Origin of the sequence: Enterobacter soli (assembly GCF_964208575.1) — a bacterium.
GTDB lineage: Bacteria > Pseudomonadota > Gammaproteobacteria > Enterobacterales > Enterobacteriaceae > Enterobacter > Enterobacter soli_A.
This window is the reverse complement of the sequence record NZ_CAXOFU010000034.1, coordinates 10,086-26,283: the sequence shown is the minus strand read 5'-3', so window position 1 is coordinate 26,283 and position 16,198 is coordinate 10,086. Positions and strand designations below refer to the sequence as shown.

General features: G+C 50.2%; 32 protein-coding genes and 1 pseudogene. 32 read left to right on the top strand and 1 reads right to left on the bottom strand.

Annotation, left to right across the window (positions count from 1 at the left end; translation table 11 throughout):
* From tuf to bfr, 3 genes and pseudogenes are all read left to right on the top strand, one after another.
* A pseudogene (gene tuf, locus AB6V08_RS22380) lies at window positions 1–299 on the top strand (elongation factor Tu); the annotation flags it as partial.
* A 176-nt stretch (window positions 300–475) separates the two neighbouring features.
* A complete protein-coding gene (bfd, locus tag AB6V08_RS22375; protein ID WP_059180778.1) occupies window positions 476–670 on the top strand; it encodes a bacterioferritin-associated ferredoxin in 195 nt (64 codons plus the stop codon).
* 73 nt (window positions 671–743) lie between these two features.
* On the top strand, window positions 744–1,220 hold the full coding sequence (gene bfr / locus AB6V08_RS22370; RefSeq protein ID WP_368544954.1) for a bacterioferritin: 477 nt from the start codon (window positions 744–746) through the stop codon (window positions 1,218–1,220).
* On the opposite strand, the gene AB6V08_RS22365 is transcribed toward bfr, so the two are convergent.
* The gene (locus AB6V08_RS22365) at window positions 1,204–1,677 is read right to left on the bottom strand and encodes an A24 family peptidase (protein WP_368544953.1); all 474 of its coding nucleotides are present in this window, start codon (window positions 1,675–1,677) and stop codon (window positions 1,204–1,206) included. The genes bfr and AB6V08_RS22365 overlap by 17 nt on opposite strands.
* 382 nt (window positions 1,678–2,059) lie before the next feature.
* Here AB6V08_RS22365 and rpsJ point away from each other — a divergent pair, with 382 nt between their 5' ends.
* The 29 genes from rpsJ (at window position 2,060) to AB6V08_RS22220 (ending at window position 16,196) form a co-directional block, all read left to right on the top strand.
* The gene (gene rpsJ, locus AB6V08_RS22360; protein WP_001181005.1) at window positions 2,060–2,371 is read left to right on the top strand and encodes a 30S ribosomal protein S10; all 312 of its coding nucleotides are present in this window, start codon (window positions 2,060–2,062) and stop codon (window positions 2,369–2,371) included.
* A gap of 32 nt (window positions 2,372–2,403) precedes the next feature.
* Window positions 2,404–3,033, top strand: a complete 630-nt coding sequence (gene rplC / locus AB6V08_RS22355; RefSeq protein ID WP_006817279.1) for a 50S ribosomal protein L3 — start codon at window positions 2,404–2,406, stop codon at window positions 3,031–3,033.
* A gap of 10 nt (window positions 3,034–3,043) precedes the next feature.
* A complete protein-coding gene (rplD, locus tag AB6V08_RS22350; protein WP_003031119.1) occupies window positions 3,044–3,649 on the top strand; it encodes a 50S ribosomal protein L4 in 606 nt (201 codons plus the stop codon).
* Window positions 3,646–3,948, top strand: coding sequence for a 50S ribosomal protein L23 (gene rplW, locus AB6V08_RS22345; RefSeq protein WP_000617546.1), 303 nt, complete (start codon window positions 3,646–3,648; stop codon window positions 3,946–3,948). Before rplD ends, rplW begins: the two co-directional genes overlap by 4 nt.
* 17 nt (window positions 3,949–3,965) lie before the next feature.
* The gene (rplB, locus tag AB6V08_RS22340) at window positions 3,966–4,787 is read left to right on the top strand and encodes a 50S ribosomal protein L2 (RefSeq protein ID WP_000301859.1); all 822 of its coding nucleotides are present in this window, start codon (window positions 3,966–3,968) and stop codon (window positions 4,785–4,787) included.
* Window positions 4,788–4,803: 16 nt separating this feature from the next.
* The gene (gene rpsS, locus AB6V08_RS22335; protein ID WP_001138115.1) at window positions 4,804–5,082 is read left to right on the top strand and encodes a 30S ribosomal protein S19; all 279 of its coding nucleotides are present in this window, start codon (window positions 4,804–4,806) and stop codon (window positions 5,080–5,082) included.
* Window positions 5,083–5,096: 14 nt separating this feature from the next.
* Window positions 5,097–5,429: a 50S ribosomal protein L22 gene (rplV, locus tag AB6V08_RS22330; RefSeq protein WP_002919773.1), complete on the top strand. Its 333-nt coding sequence runs from the start codon at window positions 5,097–5,099 to the stop codon at window positions 5,427–5,429.
* 17 nt (window positions 5,430–5,446) lie between these two features.
* On the top strand, window positions 5,447–6,148 hold the full coding sequence (rpsC, locus tag AB6V08_RS22325; RefSeq protein WP_000529945.1) for a 30S ribosomal protein S3: 702 nt from the start codon (window positions 5,447–5,449) through the stop codon (window positions 6,146–6,148).
* 12 nt (window positions 6,149–6,160) lie between these two features.
* Entirely contained in the window at window positions 6,161–6,571 is a 411-nt protein-coding gene (rplP, locus tag AB6V08_RS22320) for a 50S ribosomal protein L16 (protein WP_002919759.1), read from the top strand.
* Window positions 6,571–6,762: a 50S ribosomal protein L29 gene (gene rpmC / locus AB6V08_RS22315; RefSeq protein ID WP_003863282.1), complete on the top strand. Its 192-nt coding sequence runs from the start codon at window positions 6,571–6,573 to the stop codon at window positions 6,760–6,762. The genes rplP and rpmC overlap by 1 nt, the downstream gene beginning before the upstream one ends.
* Window positions 6,762–7,016 (top strand): 30S ribosomal protein S17, encoded by a 255-nt coding sequence (rpsQ, locus tag AB6V08_RS22310; protein ID WP_008503489.1) that lies wholly within the window; start codon window positions 6,762–6,764, stop codon window positions 7,014–7,016. Before rpmC ends, rpsQ begins: the two co-directional genes overlap by 1 nt.
* 166 nt (window positions 7,017–7,182) lie before the next feature.
* Window positions 7,183–7,554 carry a 50S ribosomal protein L14 gene (gene rplN / locus AB6V08_RS22305; protein ID WP_002919748.1) on the top strand — a complete coding sequence of 124 codons (372 nt, stop codon included), beginning with the start codon at window positions 7,183–7,185 and terminating at the stop codon, window positions 7,552–7,554.
* A 10-nt stretch (window positions 7,555–7,564) separates the two neighbouring features.
* Complete coding sequence (gene rplX, locus AB6V08_RS22300; protein ID WP_000729185.1) at window positions 7,565–7,879, top strand: 50S ribosomal protein L24; 315 nt, start codon at window positions 7,565–7,567, stop codon at window positions 7,877–7,879.
* Window positions 7,880–7,893: 14 nt separating this feature from the next.
* Window positions 7,894–8,433 carry a 50S ribosomal protein L5 gene (rplE, locus tag AB6V08_RS22295; RefSeq protein ID WP_001096202.1) on the top strand — a complete coding sequence of 180 codons (540 nt, stop codon included), beginning with the start codon at window positions 7,894–7,896 and terminating at the stop codon, window positions 8,431–8,433.
* Between the two features lie 14 nt (window positions 8,434–8,447).
* A complete protein-coding gene (gene rpsN, locus AB6V08_RS22290; protein WP_013099026.1) occupies window positions 8,448–8,753 on the top strand; it encodes a 30S ribosomal protein S14 in 306 nt (101 codons plus the stop codon).
* 33 nt (window positions 8,754–8,786) lie between these two features.
* Entirely contained in the window at window positions 8,787–9,179 is a 393-nt protein-coding gene (gene rpsH / locus AB6V08_RS22285; protein WP_013099025.1) for a 30S ribosomal protein S8, read from the top strand.
* Window positions 9,180–9,191: 12 nt separating this feature from the next.
* A complete protein-coding gene (gene rplF, locus AB6V08_RS22280) occupies window positions 9,192–9,725 on the top strand; it encodes a 50S ribosomal protein L6 (protein ID WP_368544952.1) in 534 nt (177 codons plus the stop codon).
* Window positions 9,726–9,734: 9 nt separating this feature from the next.
* The gene (gene rplR, locus AB6V08_RS22275; RefSeq protein ID WP_013099023.1) at window positions 9,735–10,088 is read left to right on the top strand and encodes a 50S ribosomal protein L18; all 354 of its coding nucleotides are present in this window, start codon (window positions 9,735–9,737) and stop codon (window positions 10,086–10,088) included.
* 14 nt (window positions 10,089–10,102) lie between these two features.
* The gene (gene rpsE / locus AB6V08_RS22270) at window positions 10,103–10,603 is read left to right on the top strand and encodes a 30S ribosomal protein S5 (protein WP_002438697.1); all 501 of its coding nucleotides are present in this window, start codon (window positions 10,103–10,105) and stop codon (window positions 10,601–10,603) included.
* A 6-nt stretch (window positions 10,604–10,609) separates the two neighbouring features.
* Window positions 10,610–10,789 carry a 50S ribosomal protein L30 gene (gene rpmD / locus AB6V08_RS22265; RefSeq protein WP_003863301.1) on the top strand — a complete coding sequence of 60 codons (180 nt, stop codon included), beginning with the start codon at window positions 10,610–10,612 and terminating at the stop codon, window positions 10,787–10,789.
* 3 nt (window positions 10,790–10,792) lie between these two features.
* On the top strand, window positions 10,793–11,227 hold the full coding sequence (gene rplO / locus AB6V08_RS22260; protein ID WP_003863304.1) for a 50S ribosomal protein L15: 435 nt from the start codon (window positions 10,793–10,795) through the stop codon (window positions 11,225–11,227).
* Window positions 11,228–11,234: 7 nt separating this feature from the next.
* Window positions 11,235–12,566, top strand: coding sequence for a preprotein translocase subunit SecY (gene secY, locus AB6V08_RS22255; protein ID WP_061706985.1), 1,332 nt, complete (start codon window positions 11,235–11,237; stop codon window positions 12,564–12,566).
* Between the two features lie 31 nt (window positions 12,567–12,597).
* The gene (gene rpmJ, locus AB6V08_RS22250; protein WP_000868187.1) at window positions 12,598–12,714 is read left to right on the top strand and encodes a 50S ribosomal protein L36; all 117 of its coding nucleotides are present in this window, start codon (window positions 12,598–12,600) and stop codon (window positions 12,712–12,714) included.
* 146 nt (window positions 12,715–12,860) lie between these two features.
* Window positions 12,861–13,217, top strand: a complete 357-nt coding sequence (rpsM, locus tag AB6V08_RS22245; RefSeq protein ID WP_003031135.1) for a 30S ribosomal protein S13 — start codon at window positions 12,861–12,863, stop codon at window positions 13,215–13,217.
* A gap of 16 nt (window positions 13,218–13,233) precedes the next feature.
* Window positions 13,234–13,623, top strand: coding sequence for a 30S ribosomal protein S11 (gene rpsK, locus AB6V08_RS22240; protein WP_003031137.1), 390 nt, complete (start codon window positions 13,234–13,236; stop codon window positions 13,621–13,623).
* Between the two features lie 34 nt (window positions 13,624–13,657).
* Window positions 13,658–14,278 (top strand): 30S ribosomal protein S4, encoded by a 621-nt coding sequence (gene rpsD, locus AB6V08_RS22235; protein ID WP_003863314.1) that lies wholly within the window; start codon window positions 13,658–13,660, stop codon window positions 14,276–14,278.
* A gap of 25 nt (window positions 14,279–14,303) precedes the next feature.
* Complete coding sequence (locus AB6V08_RS22230) at window positions 14,304–15,293, top strand: DNA-directed RNA polymerase subunit alpha (RefSeq protein WP_002919219.1); 990 nt, start codon at window positions 14,304–14,306, stop codon at window positions 15,291–15,293.
* Window positions 15,294–15,333: 40 nt separating this feature from the next.
* Window positions 15,334–15,720 carry a 50S ribosomal protein L17 gene (gene rplQ, locus AB6V08_RS22225; RefSeq protein WP_001216372.1) on the top strand — a complete coding sequence of 129 codons (387 nt, stop codon included), beginning with the start codon at window positions 15,334–15,336 and terminating at the stop codon, window positions 15,718–15,720.
* A gap of 107 nt (window positions 15,721–15,827) precedes the next feature.
* The gene (locus tag AB6V08_RS22220; RefSeq protein WP_368544951.1) at window positions 15,828–16,196 is read left to right on the top strand and encodes a DUF1992 domain-containing protein; all 369 of its coding nucleotides are present in this window, start codon (window positions 15,828–15,830) and stop codon (window positions 16,194–16,196) included.
* The last annotated feature ends 2 nt before the right edge of the window (window positions 16,197–16,198 follow it).

Below are 16,198 nucleotides of genomic sequence, written 5' to 3'. Positions count from 1 at the left end.
CAGGCTCAATCAAGCCACACACCAAGTTCGAATCTGAAGTGTACATTCTGTCCAAAGACGAAGGCGGCCGTCATACTCCGTTCTTCAAAGGCTACCGTCCACAGTTCTACTTCCGTACAACTGACGTGACCGGTACCATCGAACTGCCAGAAGGCGTAGAGATGGTAATGCCAGGCGACAACATCAAGATGGTTGTGACTCTGATCCACCCAATCGCGATGGACGACGGTCTGCGTTTCGCAATCCGTGAAGGCGGCCGTACCGTTGGCGCGGGCGTTGTTGCTAAAGTTCTGGGCTAATTAATTATCCCTGAATTAAAAAAGGACGCTTTGGCGTCCTTTTTTGTTGTCTTGAATTTCCCTGTCATAAATTTTCGCATTTTTTGTTTGCTCCCGTCCCGTATCTCCACGTTTGTGCTATTGTAATCATAACCATTCTCACTTACACTTTGCGCATATTTTGAACGGGAGTTTTTATGTACGTTTGTTTATGTAATGGTGTGAGTGACAAAAAAATTCGTCAGGCCGTTCGCCAGTTCCACCCTCAATCGTTCCAGCAGCTTCGTAAATTTGTTCCGGTTGGAAATCAATGCGGTAAGTGTGTACGCGCTGCTCGTGAAATCATGCAGGATGAGTTGATGCAGATCCCGGAGTATAAAGAGATCGCCTAAGCTCTTATCTTTTTTTTTGACATCCCGGTTGCCCCATCTACGCTTCAATTAGTGGAAGCGGAGGGACTATATAATGAAAGGTGATGTTAAAATCATAAGTTATCTCAATAAATTATTGGGAAATGAGCTTGTCGCAATCAACCAGTATTTTCTTCATGCGCGTATGTTCAAAAATTGGGGACTGAAGCGCCTCAACGACGTTGAATATCACGAATCCATTGATGAAATGAAACACGCCGATAAGTACATCGAGCGTATTCTTTTCCTTGAAGGCATTCCTAACTTGCAGGATCTCGGCAAACTGGGCATCGGTGAAGATGTCGAAGAGATGCTGCGTTCCGACCTCAGGCTTGAGCTTGAAGGCGCGAAAGATCTGCGCGAAGCCATCGCCTATGCGGACAGTGTCCATGACTACGTTAGCCGAGACATGATGATTCAAATCCTGGCTGACGAAGAGGGACACATCGACTGGCTCGAAACCGAACTCGATCTGATCGATAAAATCGGTTTGCAGAACTATCTTCAGTCACAGATTAAAGTGGAAGACTGATAGCCGTCTGCCAGCCTGCACATAAACCCGCTGCTGCCAGAAATGGCCCGAACGGCAGTGGGTTTTTAAACGCATTCTTGTCCCGAAGAAGCACTAAGCGAGTAATCAGAAACAGCATTGCGGTCAGTGCCGCAGTCAATGCCAGTACCGGCAAGATACACGCGCCATGCCAGGCACCCAGCGCCGCGAAATATTTCACATCGCCATATCCCATCCCTTCACGCTTGAATACCAGACGATATCCCCAGTAGATAGCTGCAAATGCAAGATAGCCCGCCATCGCACCAGTGACTGCGCTGGGGAGGAAATCAGGGCGAATACATAAATGAAAGAGCAGGCCTGACCATAGCAGCGGGCAGAGAAACTTGTCGGGCAGAAGCCCGTAACGCACATCGTAACGAACCAGCAGTATGGTCAGGACAGCGTAGATAAGCAGAAAGGGGAGGGCGGTTAGCATGTTTCGTCTCTCAAAAAGGATTTTCGGCCATCCTCCGCGCAACGCGAATTGATGACAAACCCCAAAAACAGAGGTTGCGTGGCTCTTTCAGAGAAAAGCGCGTGCCGGATTACATTTCCCAATTTCTTGCGAGCCGCTACGCAATGCGACCTCTCTCCGCTTAATATCTAAACTAAGCTTGCGTCTGCCTCAGATTTACGTATAATGCGCGGGCTTGTCGTAATTGACGGCTGGTTCAATCTGAACCTGGGTAACAAATTTTCGTTGCCCGACAATGCTCCCAATTGGGGAGCTACGTAAGAACGGTTACACTCTCCCATCAATCGTAATGGGTTTGAGGAGTAATCATTTTCGTTTATAAAATAATTGGAGCTCTGGTCTCATGCAGAACCAAAGAATCCGTATCCGCCTGAAAGCGTTTGATCATCGTCTGATCGATCAATCAACCGCGGAAATCGTCGAGACTGCTAAGCGCACTGGTGCGCAAGTCCGTGGTCCGATCCCGCTGCCGACCCGCAAAGAGCGCTTTACCGTTCTGATCTCTCCGCACGTTAACAAAGACGCGCGTGATCAGTACGAGATCCGCACTCACAAGCGTCTGGTTGACATCGTTGAGCCAACTGAGAAAACCGTTGATGCTCTGATGCGTCTGGATCTGGCTGCCGGTGTAGACGTGCAGATCAGCCTGGGTTAATCAGGTCATCGAGCGATTGAGAGGTTGAAACAATGATTGGTTTAGTCGGTAAAAAAGTGGGAATGACCCGCATCTTCACTGAAGATGGCGTATCTATCCCAGTAACCGTAATCGAAGTTGAAGCAAACCGTGTTACTCAGGTTAAAGACCTGGCTAACGATGGCTACCGTGCTATCCAGGTTACTACCGGTGCTAAAAAAGCTAACCGTGTAACCAAGCCGGAAGCTGGTCACTTCGCTAAAGCTGGCGTTGAAGCTGGCCGTGGTCTGTGGGAATTCCGTCTTGCTGAAGGCGAAGAGTTCACCGTAGGTCAGGACATTAGCGTTGAACTGTTTGCTGAAGTTAAAAAAGTTGACGTAACCGGTACCTCTAAAGGTAAAGGTTTTGCTGGTACCGTTAAGCGCTGGAACTTCCGTACCCAGGACGCTACTCACGGTAACTCCTTGTCTCACCGCGTTCCGGGTTCTATCGGTCAGAACCAGACTCCGGGCAAAGTGTTCAAAGGCAAGAAAATGGCAGGTCAGCTGGGTAACGAACGTGTAACTGTTCAGAGCCTGGACGTAGTACGTGTTGACGCTGAGCGCAACCTGCTGCTGGTTAAAGGTGCGGTCCCGGGTGCAACCGGTAGCGACCTGATCGTTAAACCAGCTGTGAAGGCGTAAGGGGATAGCAATGGAATTAGTATTGAAAGACGCGCAGAGCGCGCTGACTGTTTCCGAAACTACCTTCGGTCGTGATTTCAACGAAGCGCTGGTTCACCAGGTTGTTGTTGCTTATGCAGCTGGTGCTCGTCAGGGTACTCGTGCTCAGAAGACTCGTGCTGAAGTAACTGGTTCCGGCAAAAAGCCGTGGCGCCAGAAAGGTACCGGCCGTGCGCGTTCAGGTTCTATCAAGAGCCCGATCTGGCGTTCAGGTGGCGTGACCTTCGCTGCTCGCCCGCAGGACCACAGTCAAAAAGTAAACAAAAAGATGTACCGCGGCGCGCTGAAAAGCATTCTGTCCGAACTGGTACGTCAGGATCGTCTGATCGTTGTCGAATCATTCTCTGTTGAAGCGCCTAAAACTAAGCTGCTGGCACAGAAACTGAAAGACATGGCTCTGGAAGATGTGCTGATCATCACCGGTGAGCTGGACGAAAACCTGTTCCTGGCTGCGCGCAACCTGCACAAGGTTGACGTACGCGATGCAACTGGTATCGACCCGGTTAGCCTGATCGCCTTCGACAAAGTCGTAATGACTGCTGATGCTGTTAAGCAAGTTGAGGAGATGCTGGCATGATTCGTGAAGAACGTCTGCTGAAGGTGCTGCGTGCACCGCACGTTTCTGAAAAAGCGTCTACTGCGATGGAAAAAACTAACACCATCGTTCTCAAAGTTGCTAAAGACGCGACCAAAGCAGAGATCAAAGCTGCTGTGCAGAAACTGTTTGAAGTCGAAGTCGAAGTCGTTAACACCCTGGTAGTTAAAGGGAAAGTTAAACGTCACGGACAGCGTATCGGTCGTCGTAGCGACTGGAAAAAAGCTTACGTCACCCTGAAAGAAGGCCAGAACCTGGACTTCGTTGGCGGCGCTGAGTAAGTCGGAGGAGTAATACAATGGCAGTTGTTAAATGTAAACCGACATCTCCGGGTCGTCGCCACGTAGTTAAAGTGGTTAACCCTGAGCTGCACAAGGGCAAACCTTTTGCTCCGTTGCTGGAAAAAAACAGCAAATCCGGTGGTCGTAACAACAATGGCCGTATCACCACTCGTCACATCGGTGGTGGCCACAAGCAGGCTTATCGTATTGTTGACTTCAAACGCAACAAAGACGGTATCCCAGCAGTTGTTGAACGTCTTGAGTACGATCCGAACCGTTCCGCGAACATCGCGCTGGTTCTGTACAAAGACGGCGAACGCCGTTACATCCTGGCCCCTAAAGGCCTGAAAGCTGGCGACCAGATTCAGTCTGGCGTTGATGCTGCAATCAAAGCAGGTAACACCCTGCCGATGCGCAATATCCCGGTTGGTTCTACCGTTCATAACGTAGAAATGAAACCAGGTAAAGGCGGTCAGCTGGCACGTTCCGCTGGTACTTACGTTCAGATCGTTGCTCGTGACGGTGCTTATGTCACCCTGCGTCTGCGTTCTGGTGAAATGCGTAAAGTCGAAGCAGACTGCCGCGCTACACTGGGCGAAGTTGGCAATGCTGAGCATATGCTGCGCGTTCTGGGTAAAGCAGGTGCTGCACGCTGGCGTGGTGTTCGTCCTACCGTTCGCGGTACTGCGATGAACCCAGTAGACCACCCACATGGTGGTGGTGAAGGTCGTAACTTTGGTAAGCACCCGGTAACTCCGTGGGGCGTTCAGACCAAAGGTAAGAAGACCCGCAGCAACAAGCGTACTGATAAATTTATCGTACGTCGCCGTAGCAAATAATTTTAGAGGATAAGCCATGCCACGTTCTCTCAAGAAAGGTCCTTTTATTGACCTGCACTTGCTGAAGAAGGTAGAGAAAGCGGTGGAAAGCGGAGACAAGAAGCCCCTGCGCACTTGGTCCCGTCGTTCAACGATCTTTCCTAACATGATCGGTTTGACCATCGCTGTCCATAATGGTCGTCAGCACGTTCCAGTCTTTGTTTCCGACGAAATGGTTGGTCACAAACTGGGTGAATTCGCACCGACTCGTACTTATCGCGGCCACGCTGCTGATAAAAAAGCGAAGAAGAAATAAGGTAGGAGGAAGAGATGGAAACTTTAGCTCAACATCGCCATGCTCGTTCTTCTGCTCAGAAGGTTCGCCTTGTTGCTGACCTGATTCGCGGTAAGAAAGTGTCGCAGGCCCTGGACATCCTGACCTATACCAACAAGAAAGCTGCGGTATTGGTCAAGAAAGTACTGGAATCTGCCATTGCTAACGCTGAACACAACGATGGCGCTGACATCGACGATCTGAAAGTTGCGAAAATTTTCGTAGACGAAGGCCCAAGCATGAAGCGCATTATGCCGCGTGCGAAAGGTCGTGCAGATCGCATCCTGAAGCGCACCAGCCACATTACTGTGGTTGTGTCCGATCGCTGAGACTCTGGAGACTAGCAATGGGTCAGAAAGTACATCCTAATGGTATTCGCCTGGGTATTGTAAAACCATGGAACTCTACCTGGTTTGCGAACACCAAAGAATTCGCTGACAACCTGGACAGCGATTTTAAAGTACGTCAGTACCTGACTAAGGAACTGGCTAAAGCGTCTGTATCTCGTATCGTTATCGAGCGTCCAGCTAAGAGCATTCGTGTGACCATTCACACCGCTCGTCCTGGCATCGTGATCGGTAAGAAAGGCGAAGACGTAGAAAAACTGCGCAAGGTCGTAGCGGATATCGCTGGCGTTCCTGCACAGATCAATATCGCAGAAGTTCGTAAGCCTGAACTGGACGCTAAATTGGTTGCTGACAGCATCACTTCTCAGCTGGAACGTCGTGTTATGTTCCGTCGTGCTATGAAGCGTGCTGTACAGAACGCAATGCGTCTGGGCGCTAAAGGTATCAAAGTTGAAGTTAGCGGCCGTCTGGGCGGCGCGGAAATCGCACGTACCGAATGGTACCGTGAAGGTCGCGTACCGCTGCACACTCTGCGTGCTGACATTGACTACAACACCTCTGAAGCGCACACCACTTACGGTGTAATCGGCGTTAAGGTATGGATCTTCAAAGGTGAGATCCTGGGTGGTATGGCTGCTGTTGAACAACCGGAAAAACCGGCTGCGCAACCTAAAAAGCAGCAGCGTAAAGGCCGTAAATAAGGAGCGTCGCTGATGTTACAACCAAAGCGTACAAAATTCCGTAAAGTGCACAAAGGCCGCAACCGTGGTCTGGCGCAGGGTACGGATGTTAGCTTCGGCACTTTCGGTCTGAAAGCTGTTGGCCGTGGTCGTCTGACTGCACGTCAGATCGAAGCAGCACGTCGTGCAATGACCCGTGCAGTTAAGCGTCAAGGTAAAATTTGGATCCGTGTATTCCCGGACAAACCAATTACCGAGAAGCCGCTGGAAGTTCGTATGGGTAAAGGTAAAGGTAACGTGGAGTACTGGGTTGCCTTGATCCAACCGGGCAAAGTCCTTTATGAAATGGACGGTGTTCCGGAAGAGCTGGCCCGTGAAGCCTTCGGCCTGGCAGCAGCGAAACTGCCTATCAAAACCACCTTTGTAACTAAGACGGTGATGTAATGAAAGCAAAAGAGCTGCGTGAAAAAAGCGTTGAAGAGCTGAACGCTGAGCTGCTGAACCTGCTGCGTGAGCAGTTCAACCTGCGTATGCAGGCTGCAAGTGGCCAGCTGCAACAGACTCACCTGCTGAAGCAAGTGCGTCGCAATGTTGCACGCGTTAAGACTTTACTGACTCAGAAGGCGGGTGCGTAATGACCGATAAAATCCGTACTCTGCAAGGTCGTGTTGTTAGCGACAAAATGGAGAAATCCATTGTTGTAGCTATCGAACGTATTGTGAAACACCCGATCTACGGTAAATTCATCAAACGTACGACCAAACTGCACGTACATGACGAGAACAACGAATGTGGTATCGGCGACAAGGTTGAAATCCGTGAATGCCGTCCACTGTCCAAGACTAAGTCCTGGACGCTGGTTCGCGTTGTAGAGAAAGCGGTTCTGTAATAGAGTACGCATTCTCAATACGAATAAACGGCTCAGCGATGAGCCGTTTATTTTTTCTACCCATATTGCAGAAGCGGTGTTATAATGCCGCGCCCTCGATATGGGGCTTTTTAATGGCTCTGAATTTAGAGTCTCAGGTAGTAGTTGACATTAGCGGAGCACTAAAATGATCCAAGAACAGACTATGCTGAACGTCGCCGACAACTCCGGTGCACGTCGCGTAATGTGTATCAAGGTTCTGGGTGGCTCGCACCGTCGCTACGCAGGCGTAGGCGACATCATCAAGATCACCATCAAAGAAGCAATTCCGCGTGGTAAGGTCAAAAAAGGTGATGTGCTGAAGGCGGTAGTGGTGCGCACCAAGAAGGGTGTTCGTCGCCCTGACGGTTCTGTCATTCGCTTCGATGGTAATGCATGCGTTATTCTGAACAATAACAGCGAGCAGCCTATCGGCACGCGTATCTTTGGGCCGGTAACTCGTGAACTTCGTACTGAGAAGTTCATGAAAATTATCTCTCTGGCACCAGAAGTACTCTAAGGAGCGAATCATGGCAGCGAAAATCCGTCGTGATGACGAAGTTATCGTGTTAACCGGTAAAGATAAAGGTAAACGCGGTAAAGTAAAAAATGTCCTGTCTTCCGGCAAGGTCATTGTTGAAGGTATCAACCTGGTTAAGAAACATCAGAAGCCAGTCCCGGCTCTGAACCAACCAGGCGGCATCGTTGAAAAAGAAGCGGCTATTCAGGTTTCTAACGTTGCAATCTTCAATGCGGCAACCGGCAAGGCTGACCGTGTAGGCTTTAGATTCGAAGACGGCAAAAAAGTCCGTTTCTTCAAGTCTAACAGCGAAACTATCAAGTAATTTGGAGTAGTACGATGGCGAAACTGCATGATTACTACAAAGACGAAGTAGTTAAAAAACTCATGACTGAGTTTAACTACAATTCTGTCATGCAAGTCCCTCGGGTCGAGAAGATCACCCTGAACATGGGTGTTGGTGAAGCGATCGCTGACAAGAAACTGCTGGATAACGCAGCAGCTGACCTGACAGCAATCTCCGGTCAAAAACCGCTGATCACCAAAGCACGCAAATCTGTTGCAGGCTTCAAAATCCGTCAGGGCTATCCGATCGGCTGTAAAGTAACTCTGCGTGGCGAACGCATGTGGGAGTTCTTTGAGCGCCTGATCACTATTGCTGTACCTCGTATCCGTGACTTCCGTGGCTTGTCCGCTAAGTCTTTTGACGGTCGTGGTAACTACAGCATGGGTGTCCGTGAGCAGATCATCTTCCCAGAGATCGACTACGATAAAGTCGACCGCGTGCGTGGTTTGGATATTACCATTACCACTACTGCGAAATCTGATGAAGAAGGCCGTGCTCTGCTGGCTGCCTTTGACTTCCCGTTCCGCAAGTAAGGTAGGGTTACTGAATGGCTAAGCAATCAATGAAAGCACGCGAAGTAAAGCGCGTAGCTTTAGCTGATAAATTCTTCGCTAAACGCGCTGAACTGAAAGCGATCATCTCTGATGTGAACGCTTCCGACGAAGATCGTTGGAACGCAGTTCTCAAGCTGCAAACTCTGCCGCGTGATTCCAGCCCGTCTCGTCAGCGTAACCGCTGCCGTCAAACAGGTCGTCCACATGGTTATGTGGGCAAGTTCGGGTTGAGCCGTATCAAGCTGCGTGAAGCCGCCATGCGCGGTGAAGTGCCAGGCTTGAAAAAGGCTAGCTGGTAATTGTCACCAATTGAATCACGGGAGTAAAGACAGATGAGCATGCAAGATCCGATCGCGGATATGCTGACCCGTATCCGTAACGGTCAGGCCGCGAATAAAGCTGCGGTCACCATGCCTTCCTCCAAGCTGAAAGTGGCAATCGCCAATGTGCTGAAGGACGAAGGTTTTATTGAAGATTTTAAAGTTGAAGGCGACACCAAGCCGGAACTGGAAGTGACTCTTAAGTACTTCCAGGGTAAAGCTGTTGTAGAAAGCATTCAGCGTGTCAGCCGCCCAGGTCTGCGCATCTATAAGAAAAAAGATGAGCTGCCAAAAGTTATGGCCGGTCTGGGTATCGCAGTTGTTTCTACCTCTAAAGGTGTTATGACTGATCGTGCAGCGCGCCAAGCTGGTCTTGGTGGCGAAATTATCTGCTACGTAGCCTAATCGGAGGAAAAAATGTCTCGTGTTGCTAAAGCACCGGTCGTTGTTCCTGCCGGCGTTGATGTAAAAATCAACGGTCAGGTTATTACGATCAAAGGTAAAAACGGCGAGCTGACTCGTACTCTCAACGATGCTGTTGAAGTTAAACATGCAGATAATGCTCTGACCTTCGGTCCGCGTGATGGTTACGTGGATGGATGGGCTCAGGCTGGTACCGCGCGTGCCCTGCTGAACTCAATGGTTATCGGTGTTACCGAAGGCTTCACTAAGAAGCTGCAGCTGGTTGGTGTAGGTTATCGTGCGGCGATCAAAGGGAATGCAGTAGGCCTGTCTCTGGGCTTCTCTCACCCTGTTGAGCATCAGCTGCCTGCCGGTATCACTGCAGAATGCCCGACTCAGACTGAAATCGTGCTGAAAGGCGCTGATAAACAGCTGATCGGTCAGGTTGCAGCAGATCTGCGCGCCTACCGTCGTCCTGAGCCTTATAAAGGCAAGGGTGTTCGTTACGCCGACGAAGTCGTGCGTACCAAAGAGGCTAAGAAGAAGTAAGGTAACACTATGGATAAGAAATCTGCTCGTATCCGTCGTGCGACCCGCGCACGCCGCAAGCTCAAAGAGCTGGGTGCAACTCGCCTGGTGGTACATCGTACCCCGCGTCATATTTACGCACAGGTAATTGCACCGAACGGTTCTGAAGTTCTGGTAGCTGCTTCTACTGTAGAAAAAGCTATCGCTGAACAATTGAAGTACACCGGTAACAAAGACGCCGCTGCAGCTGTAGGTAAAGCTGTTGCTGAACGCGCTCTGGAAAAAGGCATCAGCAATGTTTCCTTTGACCGTTCCGGGTTCCAATATCATGGTCGTGTCCAGGCACTGGCAGATGCTGCCCGTGAAGCTGGCCTTCAGTTCTAAGGTAGAGGTGTAAGATGGCTCACATCGAAAAACAAGCTGGCGAACTGCAGGAAAAGCTGATCGCGGTAAACCGCGTATCTAAAACCGTAAAAGGTGGTCGTATTTTCTCCTTCACAGCTTTGACTGTAGTTGGCGATGGTAACGGTCGCGTTGGTTTTGGTTACGGTAAAGCGCGTGAAGTTCCAGCAGCGATCCAGAAAGCGATGGAAAAAGCCCGTCGCAATATGATTAACGTCGCGCTGAACCACGGCACCCTGCAGCACCCAGTTAAAGGTGTTCACACGGGTTCTCGTGTATTCATGCAGCCAGCTTCCGAAGGTACCGGTATCATCGCCGGTGGTGCAATGCGCGCCGTTCTGGAAGTTGCTGGGGTTCATAACGTTCTGGCCAAAGCATATGGTTCCACCAACCCGATCAACGTGGTTCGTGCAACTATTGATGGCCTGGAAAATATGAATTCTCCAGAAATGGTCGCTGCCAAGCGTGGTAAATCCGTTGAAGAAATTCTGGGGTAATTGACCATGGCAAAGACTATTAAAATCACTCAAACCCGCAGTGCAATCGGTCGTCTGCCGAAACACAAGGCAACGCTGCTTGGCCTGGGTCTGCGTCGTATTGGTCATACCGTTGAGCGCGAGGATACTCCTGCTGTTCGCGGTATGGTCAACGCGGTTTACTTCATGGTTAAAGTTGAGGAGTAAGAGATGCGTTTAAATACTCTGTCTCCGGCCGAAGGCTCTAAAAAGGCGGGTAAACGCCTGGGTCGTGGTATCGGTTCTGGCCTCGGTAAAACCGGTGGTCGTGGTCACAAAGGTCAGAACTCTCGTTCTGGCGGTGGCGTACGTCGCGGTTTCGAGGGTGGTCAGATGCCACTGTACCGTCGTCTGCCGAAATTCGGCTTCACCTCTCGCAAAGCAGCGATCACAGCGGAAATCCGTCTGTCTGACCTGGCGAAAGTTGAAGGCGGCGTTGTAGACCTGAACACGCTGAAAGCAGCAAACATTATCGGTATCCAGATCGAGTTCGCGAAAGTGATCCTGGCTGGTGAAGTTTCTACTCCGGTAACTGTTCGTGGCCTGCGTGTGACTAAAGGTGCTCGTGCTGCTATCGAAGCTGCTGGCGGTAAAATTGAGGAATAAGTAGCAGATGGCTAAGCAACCGGGATTAGATTTTCAAAGTGCCAAGGGTGGATTTGGCGAGCTGAAACGCAGACTGCTGTTTGTTATCGGCGCGCTGATCGTGTTCCGTATTGGTTCTTTTATTCCGATCCCTGGTATCGATGCCGCTGTACTTGCCAAACTGCTTGAGCAACAGCGAGGCACCATCATTGAAATGTTCAACATGTTCTCTGGTGGTGCTCTCAGCCGTGCTTCTATCTTCGCGCTGGGTATTATGCCGTACATTTCGGCATCCATTATTATCCAGCTGCTTACGGTCGTTCATCCGGCCTTAGCAGAGTTGAAGAAAGAAGGGGAGTCTGGACGTCGTAAGATTAGTCAGTACACCCGCTACGGCACTCTGGTGCTGGCAATATTCCAGTCGATCGGTATTGCTACCGGTTTACCGAATATGCCTGGTATGCAGGGCCTGGTTATTAACCCAGGCTTTGCATTCTACTTCACCGCTGTTGTAAGTCTGGTCACAGGAACCATGTTCCTGATGTGGCTCGGCGAACAGATTACTGAGCGTGGTATCGGAAACGGTATCTCAATCATCATCTTCGCTGGTATCGTTGCGGGACTCCCGCCAGCCATTGCCCACACTATCGAGCAAGCGCGTCAAGGCGACCTGCACTTCCTCCTGTTGCTGTTGGTTGCAGTATTAGTATTTGCAGTGACGTTCTTTGTTGTCTTCGTTGAACGTGGTCAACGCCGCATAGTGGTGAACTACGCTAAACGTCAGCAGGGTCGTCGTGTCTATGCTGCACAGAGCACACATTTACCGCTGAAAGTGAATATGGCGGGGGTAATCCCGGCAATCTTCGCTTCCAGTATTATTCTGTTCCCGGCGACCATCGCGTCATGGTTCGGGGGCGGTACTGGTTGGAACTGGCTGACAACAATTTCGCTGTATTTGCAGCCTGGGCAACCACTTTATGTGTTACTCTATGCGTCTGCGATCATCTTCTTCTGTTTCTTCTACACGGCGTTGGTCTTCAACCCGCGTGAAACAGCAGATAACCTGAAGAAGTCCGGTGCATTTGTACCAGGAATTCGTCCGGGAGAGCAAACGGCGAAGTATATCGATAAAGTAATGACTCGCCTGACTTTGGTTGGTGCGCTTTATATTACTTTTATCTGCCTGATCCCGGAGTTCATGCGTGATGCAATGAAAGTTCCGTTCTACTTCGGTGGTACGTCGTTACTTATCGTTGTTGTCGTGATTATGGACTTTATGGCTCAAGTGCAAACTCTGATGATGTCCAGTCAGTATGAGTCTGCATTGAAGAAGGCGAACCTGAAAGGCTACGGCCGCTAATTGGTCGCCTGAGAAGTTACGGAGAGTAAAAATGAAAGTTCGTGCTTCCGTCAAGAAATTATGCCGTAACTGCAAAATCGTTAAGCGTGATGGTGTCATCCGTGTGATTTGCAGTGCCGAGCCGAAGCATAAACAGCGCCAAGGCTGATTATTTCGCATATTTTTCTTGCAAAGTTGGGTTGAGCTGGCTAGATTAGCCAGCCAATCTTTTGTATGTCTGTACGTTTCCATTTGAGTATCCTGAAAACGGGCTTTTCAGCATGGTGCGTACATATTAAATAGTAGGAGTGCATAGTGGCCCGTATAGCAGGCATTAACATTCCTGATCAGAAACATGCTGTGATCGCATTAACTTCGATCTATGGCGTCGGCAAGACCCGTTCTAAAGCCATTCTGGCTGCAGCGGGTATCGCTGAAGATGTTAAGATCAGTGAGCTGTCTGAAGAACAAATCGACACGCTGCGTGACGAAGTTGCCAAATTTGTCGTTGAAGGTGATCTGCGCCGTGAAGTTAGCATGAGCATCAAGCGCCTTATGGATCTTGGTTGCTATCGCGGTTTGCGTCATCGTCGTGGTCTCCCGGTTCGCGGTCAGCGTACCAAGACCAACGCACGTACCCGTAAGGGTCCGCGCAAACCGATCAAGAAATAATCGGGGTGATTGAATAATGGCAAAGGCACCAATTCGTGCACGTAAACGTGTAAGAAAACAAGTCTCTGACGGCGTGGCTCATATCCATGCTTCTTTCAACAACACCATCGTTACTATCACTGATCGTCAGGGTAACGCATTGGGTTGGGCAACAGCCGGTGGTTCCGGTTTCCGTGGTTCACGCAAATCAACTCCGTTCGCAGCTCAGGTTGCAGCAGAGCGTTGCGCTGAAGCCGTAAAAGAATACGGCATCAAGAATCTGGAAGTTATGGTTAAAGGTCCGGGTCCAGGCCGCGAATCTACTGTTCGTGCTCTGAACGCCGCTGGTTTCCGCATCACTAATATTACTGATGTGACTCCGATCCCTCATAACGGTTGTCGTCCGCCGAAAAAACGTCGCGTATAACGCACTCGTTTTTTAGGTTAGTTGGAGATAGAAAATGGCAAGATATTTGGGTCCTAAGCTCAAGCTGAGCCGTCGTGAGGGCACCGACTTATTCCTTAAGTCTGGCGTTCGCGCGATCGATACCAAGTGTAAAATTGAACAAGCTCCTGGCCAGCACGGTGCGCGTAAACCGCGTCTGTCTGACTATGGTGTGCAGTTGCGTGAAAAGCAAAAAGTTCGCCGTATCTACGGTGTGCTGGAGCGTCAGTTCCGTAACTACTATAAAGAAGCAGCACGTCTGAAAGGCAACACCGGTGAAAACCTGTTGGCTCTGCTGGAAGGTCGTCTGGACAACGTTGTATACCGTATGGGCTTCGGCGCGACTCGTGCTGAATCACGCCAGTTGGTTAGCCACAAAGCAATCATGGTAAACGGTCGTGTTGTTAACATCGCTTCTTATCAGGTTAAAGCGAATGACGTTGTTAGCATTCGTGAGAAAGCGAAAAAGCAATCTCGCGTGAAAGCCGCTCTGGAGCTGGCTGAGCAGCGTGAAAAGCCAACCTGGCTGGAAGTTGATGCTGGCAAGATGGAAGGTACGTTCAAGCGTCAGCCAGAACGTTCTGATCTGTCTGCGGACATTAACGAACACCTGATCGTCGAGCTTTACTCCAAGTAAAGCTTAGTACCAAAGAGAGGACACAATGCAGGGTTCTGTGACAGAGTTTCTAAAACCGCGCCTGGTAGATATCGAGCAAGTGAGTTCGACGCACGCCAAGGTGACCCTTGAGCCTTTAGAGCGTGGCTTTGGCCATACTCTGGGTAACGCACTGCGCCGTATTCTGCTCTCATCGATGCCGGGTTGCGCGGTGACCGAGGTTGAGATTGATGGTGTACTTCATGAGTACAGCACCAAAGAAGGCGTTCAGGAAGATATCCTTGAAATCCTGCTCAACCTGAAAGGGCTGGCGGTGAGAGTTCAGGGTAAAGATGAAGTTATTCTTACTCTGAATAAATCTGGCATTGGCCCTGTGACTGCAGCCGATATCACCCACGACGGTGATGTCGAAATCGTCAAGCCGCAGCACGTGATCTGCCACCTGACCGATGAGAACGCAGCTATTAGTATGCGTATCAAAGTTCAGCGCGGTCGTGGTTATGTGCCGGCTTCTGCCCGAATTCATTCGGAAGAAGATGAGCGCCCAATCGGCCGTCTGCTGGTCGACGCATGCTACAGCCCTGTAGAGCGTATTGCCTACAATGTTGAAGCAGCGCGTGTAGAACAGCGTACCGACCTGGACAAGCTGGTCATCGAAATGGAAACCAACGGCACAATCGATCCTGAAGAGGCGATTCGTCGTGCGGCAACCATCCTGGCAGAACAACTGGAAGCTTTCGTTGACTTACGTGATGTACGTCAGCCGGAAGTGAAAGAAGAGAAACCAGAATTCGATCCGATCCTGCTGCGCCCTGTTGACGATCTGGAATTGACTGTCCGCTCTGCTAACTGCCTCAAGGCAGAAGCTATCCACTATATCGGTGATCTGGTACAGCGTACCGAGGTTGAGTTGCTGAAAACGCCGAACCTGGGTAAAAAATCTCTTACTGAGATTAAAGACGTGCTGGCCTCACGTGGTCTGTCTCTGGGCATGCGCCTGGAAAACTGGCCACCGGCAAGCATTGCTGACGAGTAACCGGATCACAGGTTAAGGTTTTACTGAGAAGGATAAGGTCATGCGCCATCGTAAGAGTGGTCGTCAACTGAACCGCAACAGCAGCCATCGCCAGGCTATGTTCCGCAACATGGCAGGTTCACTGGTTCGTCATGAAATCATCAAGACGACCCTGCCTAAAGCGAAAGAGCTGCGTCGCGTAGTTGAGCCGCTGATTACTCTTGCCAAGACTGACAGCGTTGCTAATCGTCGTCTGGCATTCGCCCGTACTCGTGATAACGAGATCGTGGCAAAACTGTTTAACGAACTGGGTCCGCGTTTCGCGAGCCGTGCAGGTGGTTACACTCGTATTCTGAAGTGTGGCTTCCGTGCAGGCGACAACGCTCCGATGGCTTACATCGAGCTGGTTGATCGTTCTGAATCGAAAGCAGAAGCTGCTGCAGAGTAATCTGTAGTAACGTAAAAAAACCCGCCTCGGCGGGTTTTTTTATATCCGCTGAATCCCCACTTATCTACAATAGCTGTATCTTTTCTGTTCATTCCCTGGAGTTCATTATGTGGTTGCTCGATCAATGGGCGGAACGCCATATTAACGATGCCCAAAGAAAAGGTGAATTCGATAATCTTCCGGGTGCCGGTACTCCGATACATCTTGATGATGATTCGCATGTGGCTAAGGAATTACGGGCTGGCTATCGCCTGTTGAAAAATGCAGGTTGTTTGCCCCCCGAACTTGAACAACGTAAAGAAGCCGTTGAGCTTGCCGATCTGTTAAAGGAGATCCGCAAGGACGATCCTCGCCACAAAGAGTTCAGCCGTCGCCTGGCTTTGCTCGAACTTAAGCTGCGCCAGGCGGGAATGAATGTTGATTTCCTGCATGGGGAATACTGCGAAAGGCTGACGCAGAAAATGAATGAGGACTAGAG

Coding starts and splice junctions, on each gene's coding strand:
- rpmC (WP_003863282.1), top strand. CDS start 6,571: ATGAAAGCAAAAGAGCTGCGTGAAAAAAGCGTTGAAGAGCTGAACGCT.
- rplR (WP_013099023.1), top strand. CDS start 9,735: ATGGATAAGAAATCTGCTCGTATCCGTCGTGCGACCCGCGCACGCCGC.
- rplB (WP_000301859.1), top strand. CDS start 3,966: ATGGCAGTTGTTAAATGTAAACCGACATCTCCGGGTCGTCGCCACGTA.
- bfd (WP_059180778.1), top strand. CDS start 476: ATGTACGTTTGTTTATGTAATGGTGTGAGTGACAAAAAAATTCGTCAG.
- AB6V08_RS22365 (WP_368544953.1), bottom strand. CDS start 1,677: ATGCTAACCGCCCTCCCCTTTCTGCTTATCTACGCTGTCCTGACCATA.
- rplX (WP_000729185.1), top strand. CDS start 7,565: ATGGCAGCGAAAATCCGTCGTGATGACGAAGTTATCGTGTTAACCGGT.
- rplD (WP_003031119.1), top strand. CDS start 3,044: ATGGAATTAGTATTGAAAGACGCGCAGAGCGCGCTGACTGTTTCCGAA.
- rplC (WP_006817279.1), top strand. CDS start 2,404: ATGATTGGTTTAGTCGGTAAAAAAGTGGGAATGACCCGCATCTTCACT.
- rplF (WP_368544952.1), top strand. CDS start 9,192: ATGTCTCGTGTTGCTAAAGCACCGGTCGTTGTTCCTGCCGGCGTTGAT.
- rpsD (WP_003863314.1), top strand. CDS start 13,658: ATGGCAAGATATTTGGGTCCTAAGCTCAAGCTGAGCCGTCGTGAGGGC.
- rpsK (WP_003031137.1), top strand. CDS start 13,234: ATGGCAAAGGCACCAATTCGTGCACGTAAACGTGTAAGAAAACAAGTC.
- rplN (WP_002919748.1), top strand. CDS start 7,183: ATGATCCAAGAACAGACTATGCTGAACGTCGCCGACAACTCCGGTGCA.
- rpsE (WP_002438697.1), top strand. CDS start 10,103: ATGGCTCACATCGAAAAACAAGCTGGCGAACTGCAGGAAAAGCTGATC.
- rpmJ (WP_000868187.1), top strand. CDS start 12,598: ATGAAAGTTCGTGCTTCCGTCAAGAAATTATGCCGTAACTGCAAAATC.
- rpsJ (WP_001181005.1), top strand. CDS start 2,060: ATGCAGAACCAAAGAATCCGTATCCGCCTGAAAGCGTTTGATCATCGT.
- rpsH (WP_013099025.1), top strand. CDS start 8,787: ATGAGCATGCAAGATCCGATCGCGGATATGCTGACCCGTATCCGTAAC.
- rpsN (WP_013099026.1), top strand. CDS start 8,448: ATGGCTAAGCAATCAATGAAAGCACGCGAAGTAAAGCGCGTAGCTTTA.
- secY (WP_061706985.1), top strand. CDS start 11,235: ATGGCTAAGCAACCGGGATTAGATTTTCAAAGTGCCAAGGGTGGATTT.
- rplO (WP_003863304.1), top strand. CDS start 10,793: ATGCGTTTAAATACTCTGTCTCCGGCCGAAGGCTCTAAAAAGGCGGGT.
- bfr (WP_368544954.1), top strand. CDS start 744: ATGAAAGGTGATGTTAAAATCATAAGTTATCTCAATAAATTATTGGGA.
- rpsS (WP_001138115.1), top strand. CDS start 4,804: ATGCCACGTTCTCTCAAGAAAGGTCCTTTTATTGACCTGCACTTGCTG.
- rplE (WP_001096202.1), top strand. CDS start 7,894: ATGGCGAAACTGCATGATTACTACAAAGACGAAGTAGTTAAAAAACTC.
- AB6V08_RS22220 (WP_368544951.1), top strand. CDS start 15,828: ATGTGGTTGCTCGATCAATGGGCGGAACGCCATATTAACGATGCCCAA.
- rplW (WP_000617546.1), top strand. CDS start 3,646: ATGATTCGTGAAGAACGTCTGCTGAAGGTGCTGCGTGCACCGCACGTT.
- rpmD (WP_003863301.1), top strand. CDS start 10,610: ATGGCAAAGACTATTAAAATCACTCAAACCCGCAGTGCAATCGGTCGT.
- rplP (WP_002919759.1), top strand. CDS start 6,161: ATGTTACAACCAAAGCGTACAAAATTCCGTAAAGTGCACAAAGGCCGC.
- rpsQ (WP_008503489.1), top strand. CDS start 6,762: ATGACCGATAAAATCCGTACTCTGCAAGGTCGTGTTGTTAGCGACAAA.
- rpsC (WP_000529945.1), top strand. CDS start 5,447: ATGGGTCAGAAAGTACATCCTAATGGTATTCGCCTGGGTATTGTAAAA.
- rplQ (WP_001216372.1), top strand. CDS start 15,334: ATGCGCCATCGTAAGAGTGGTCGTCAACTGAACCGCAACAGCAGCCAT.
- AB6V08_RS22230 (WP_002919219.1), top strand. CDS start 14,304: ATGCAGGGTTCTGTGACAGAGTTTCTAAAACCGCGCCTGGTAGATATC.
- rplV (WP_002919773.1), top strand. CDS start 5,097: ATGGAAACTTTAGCTCAACATCGCCATGCTCGTTCTTCTGCTCAGAAG.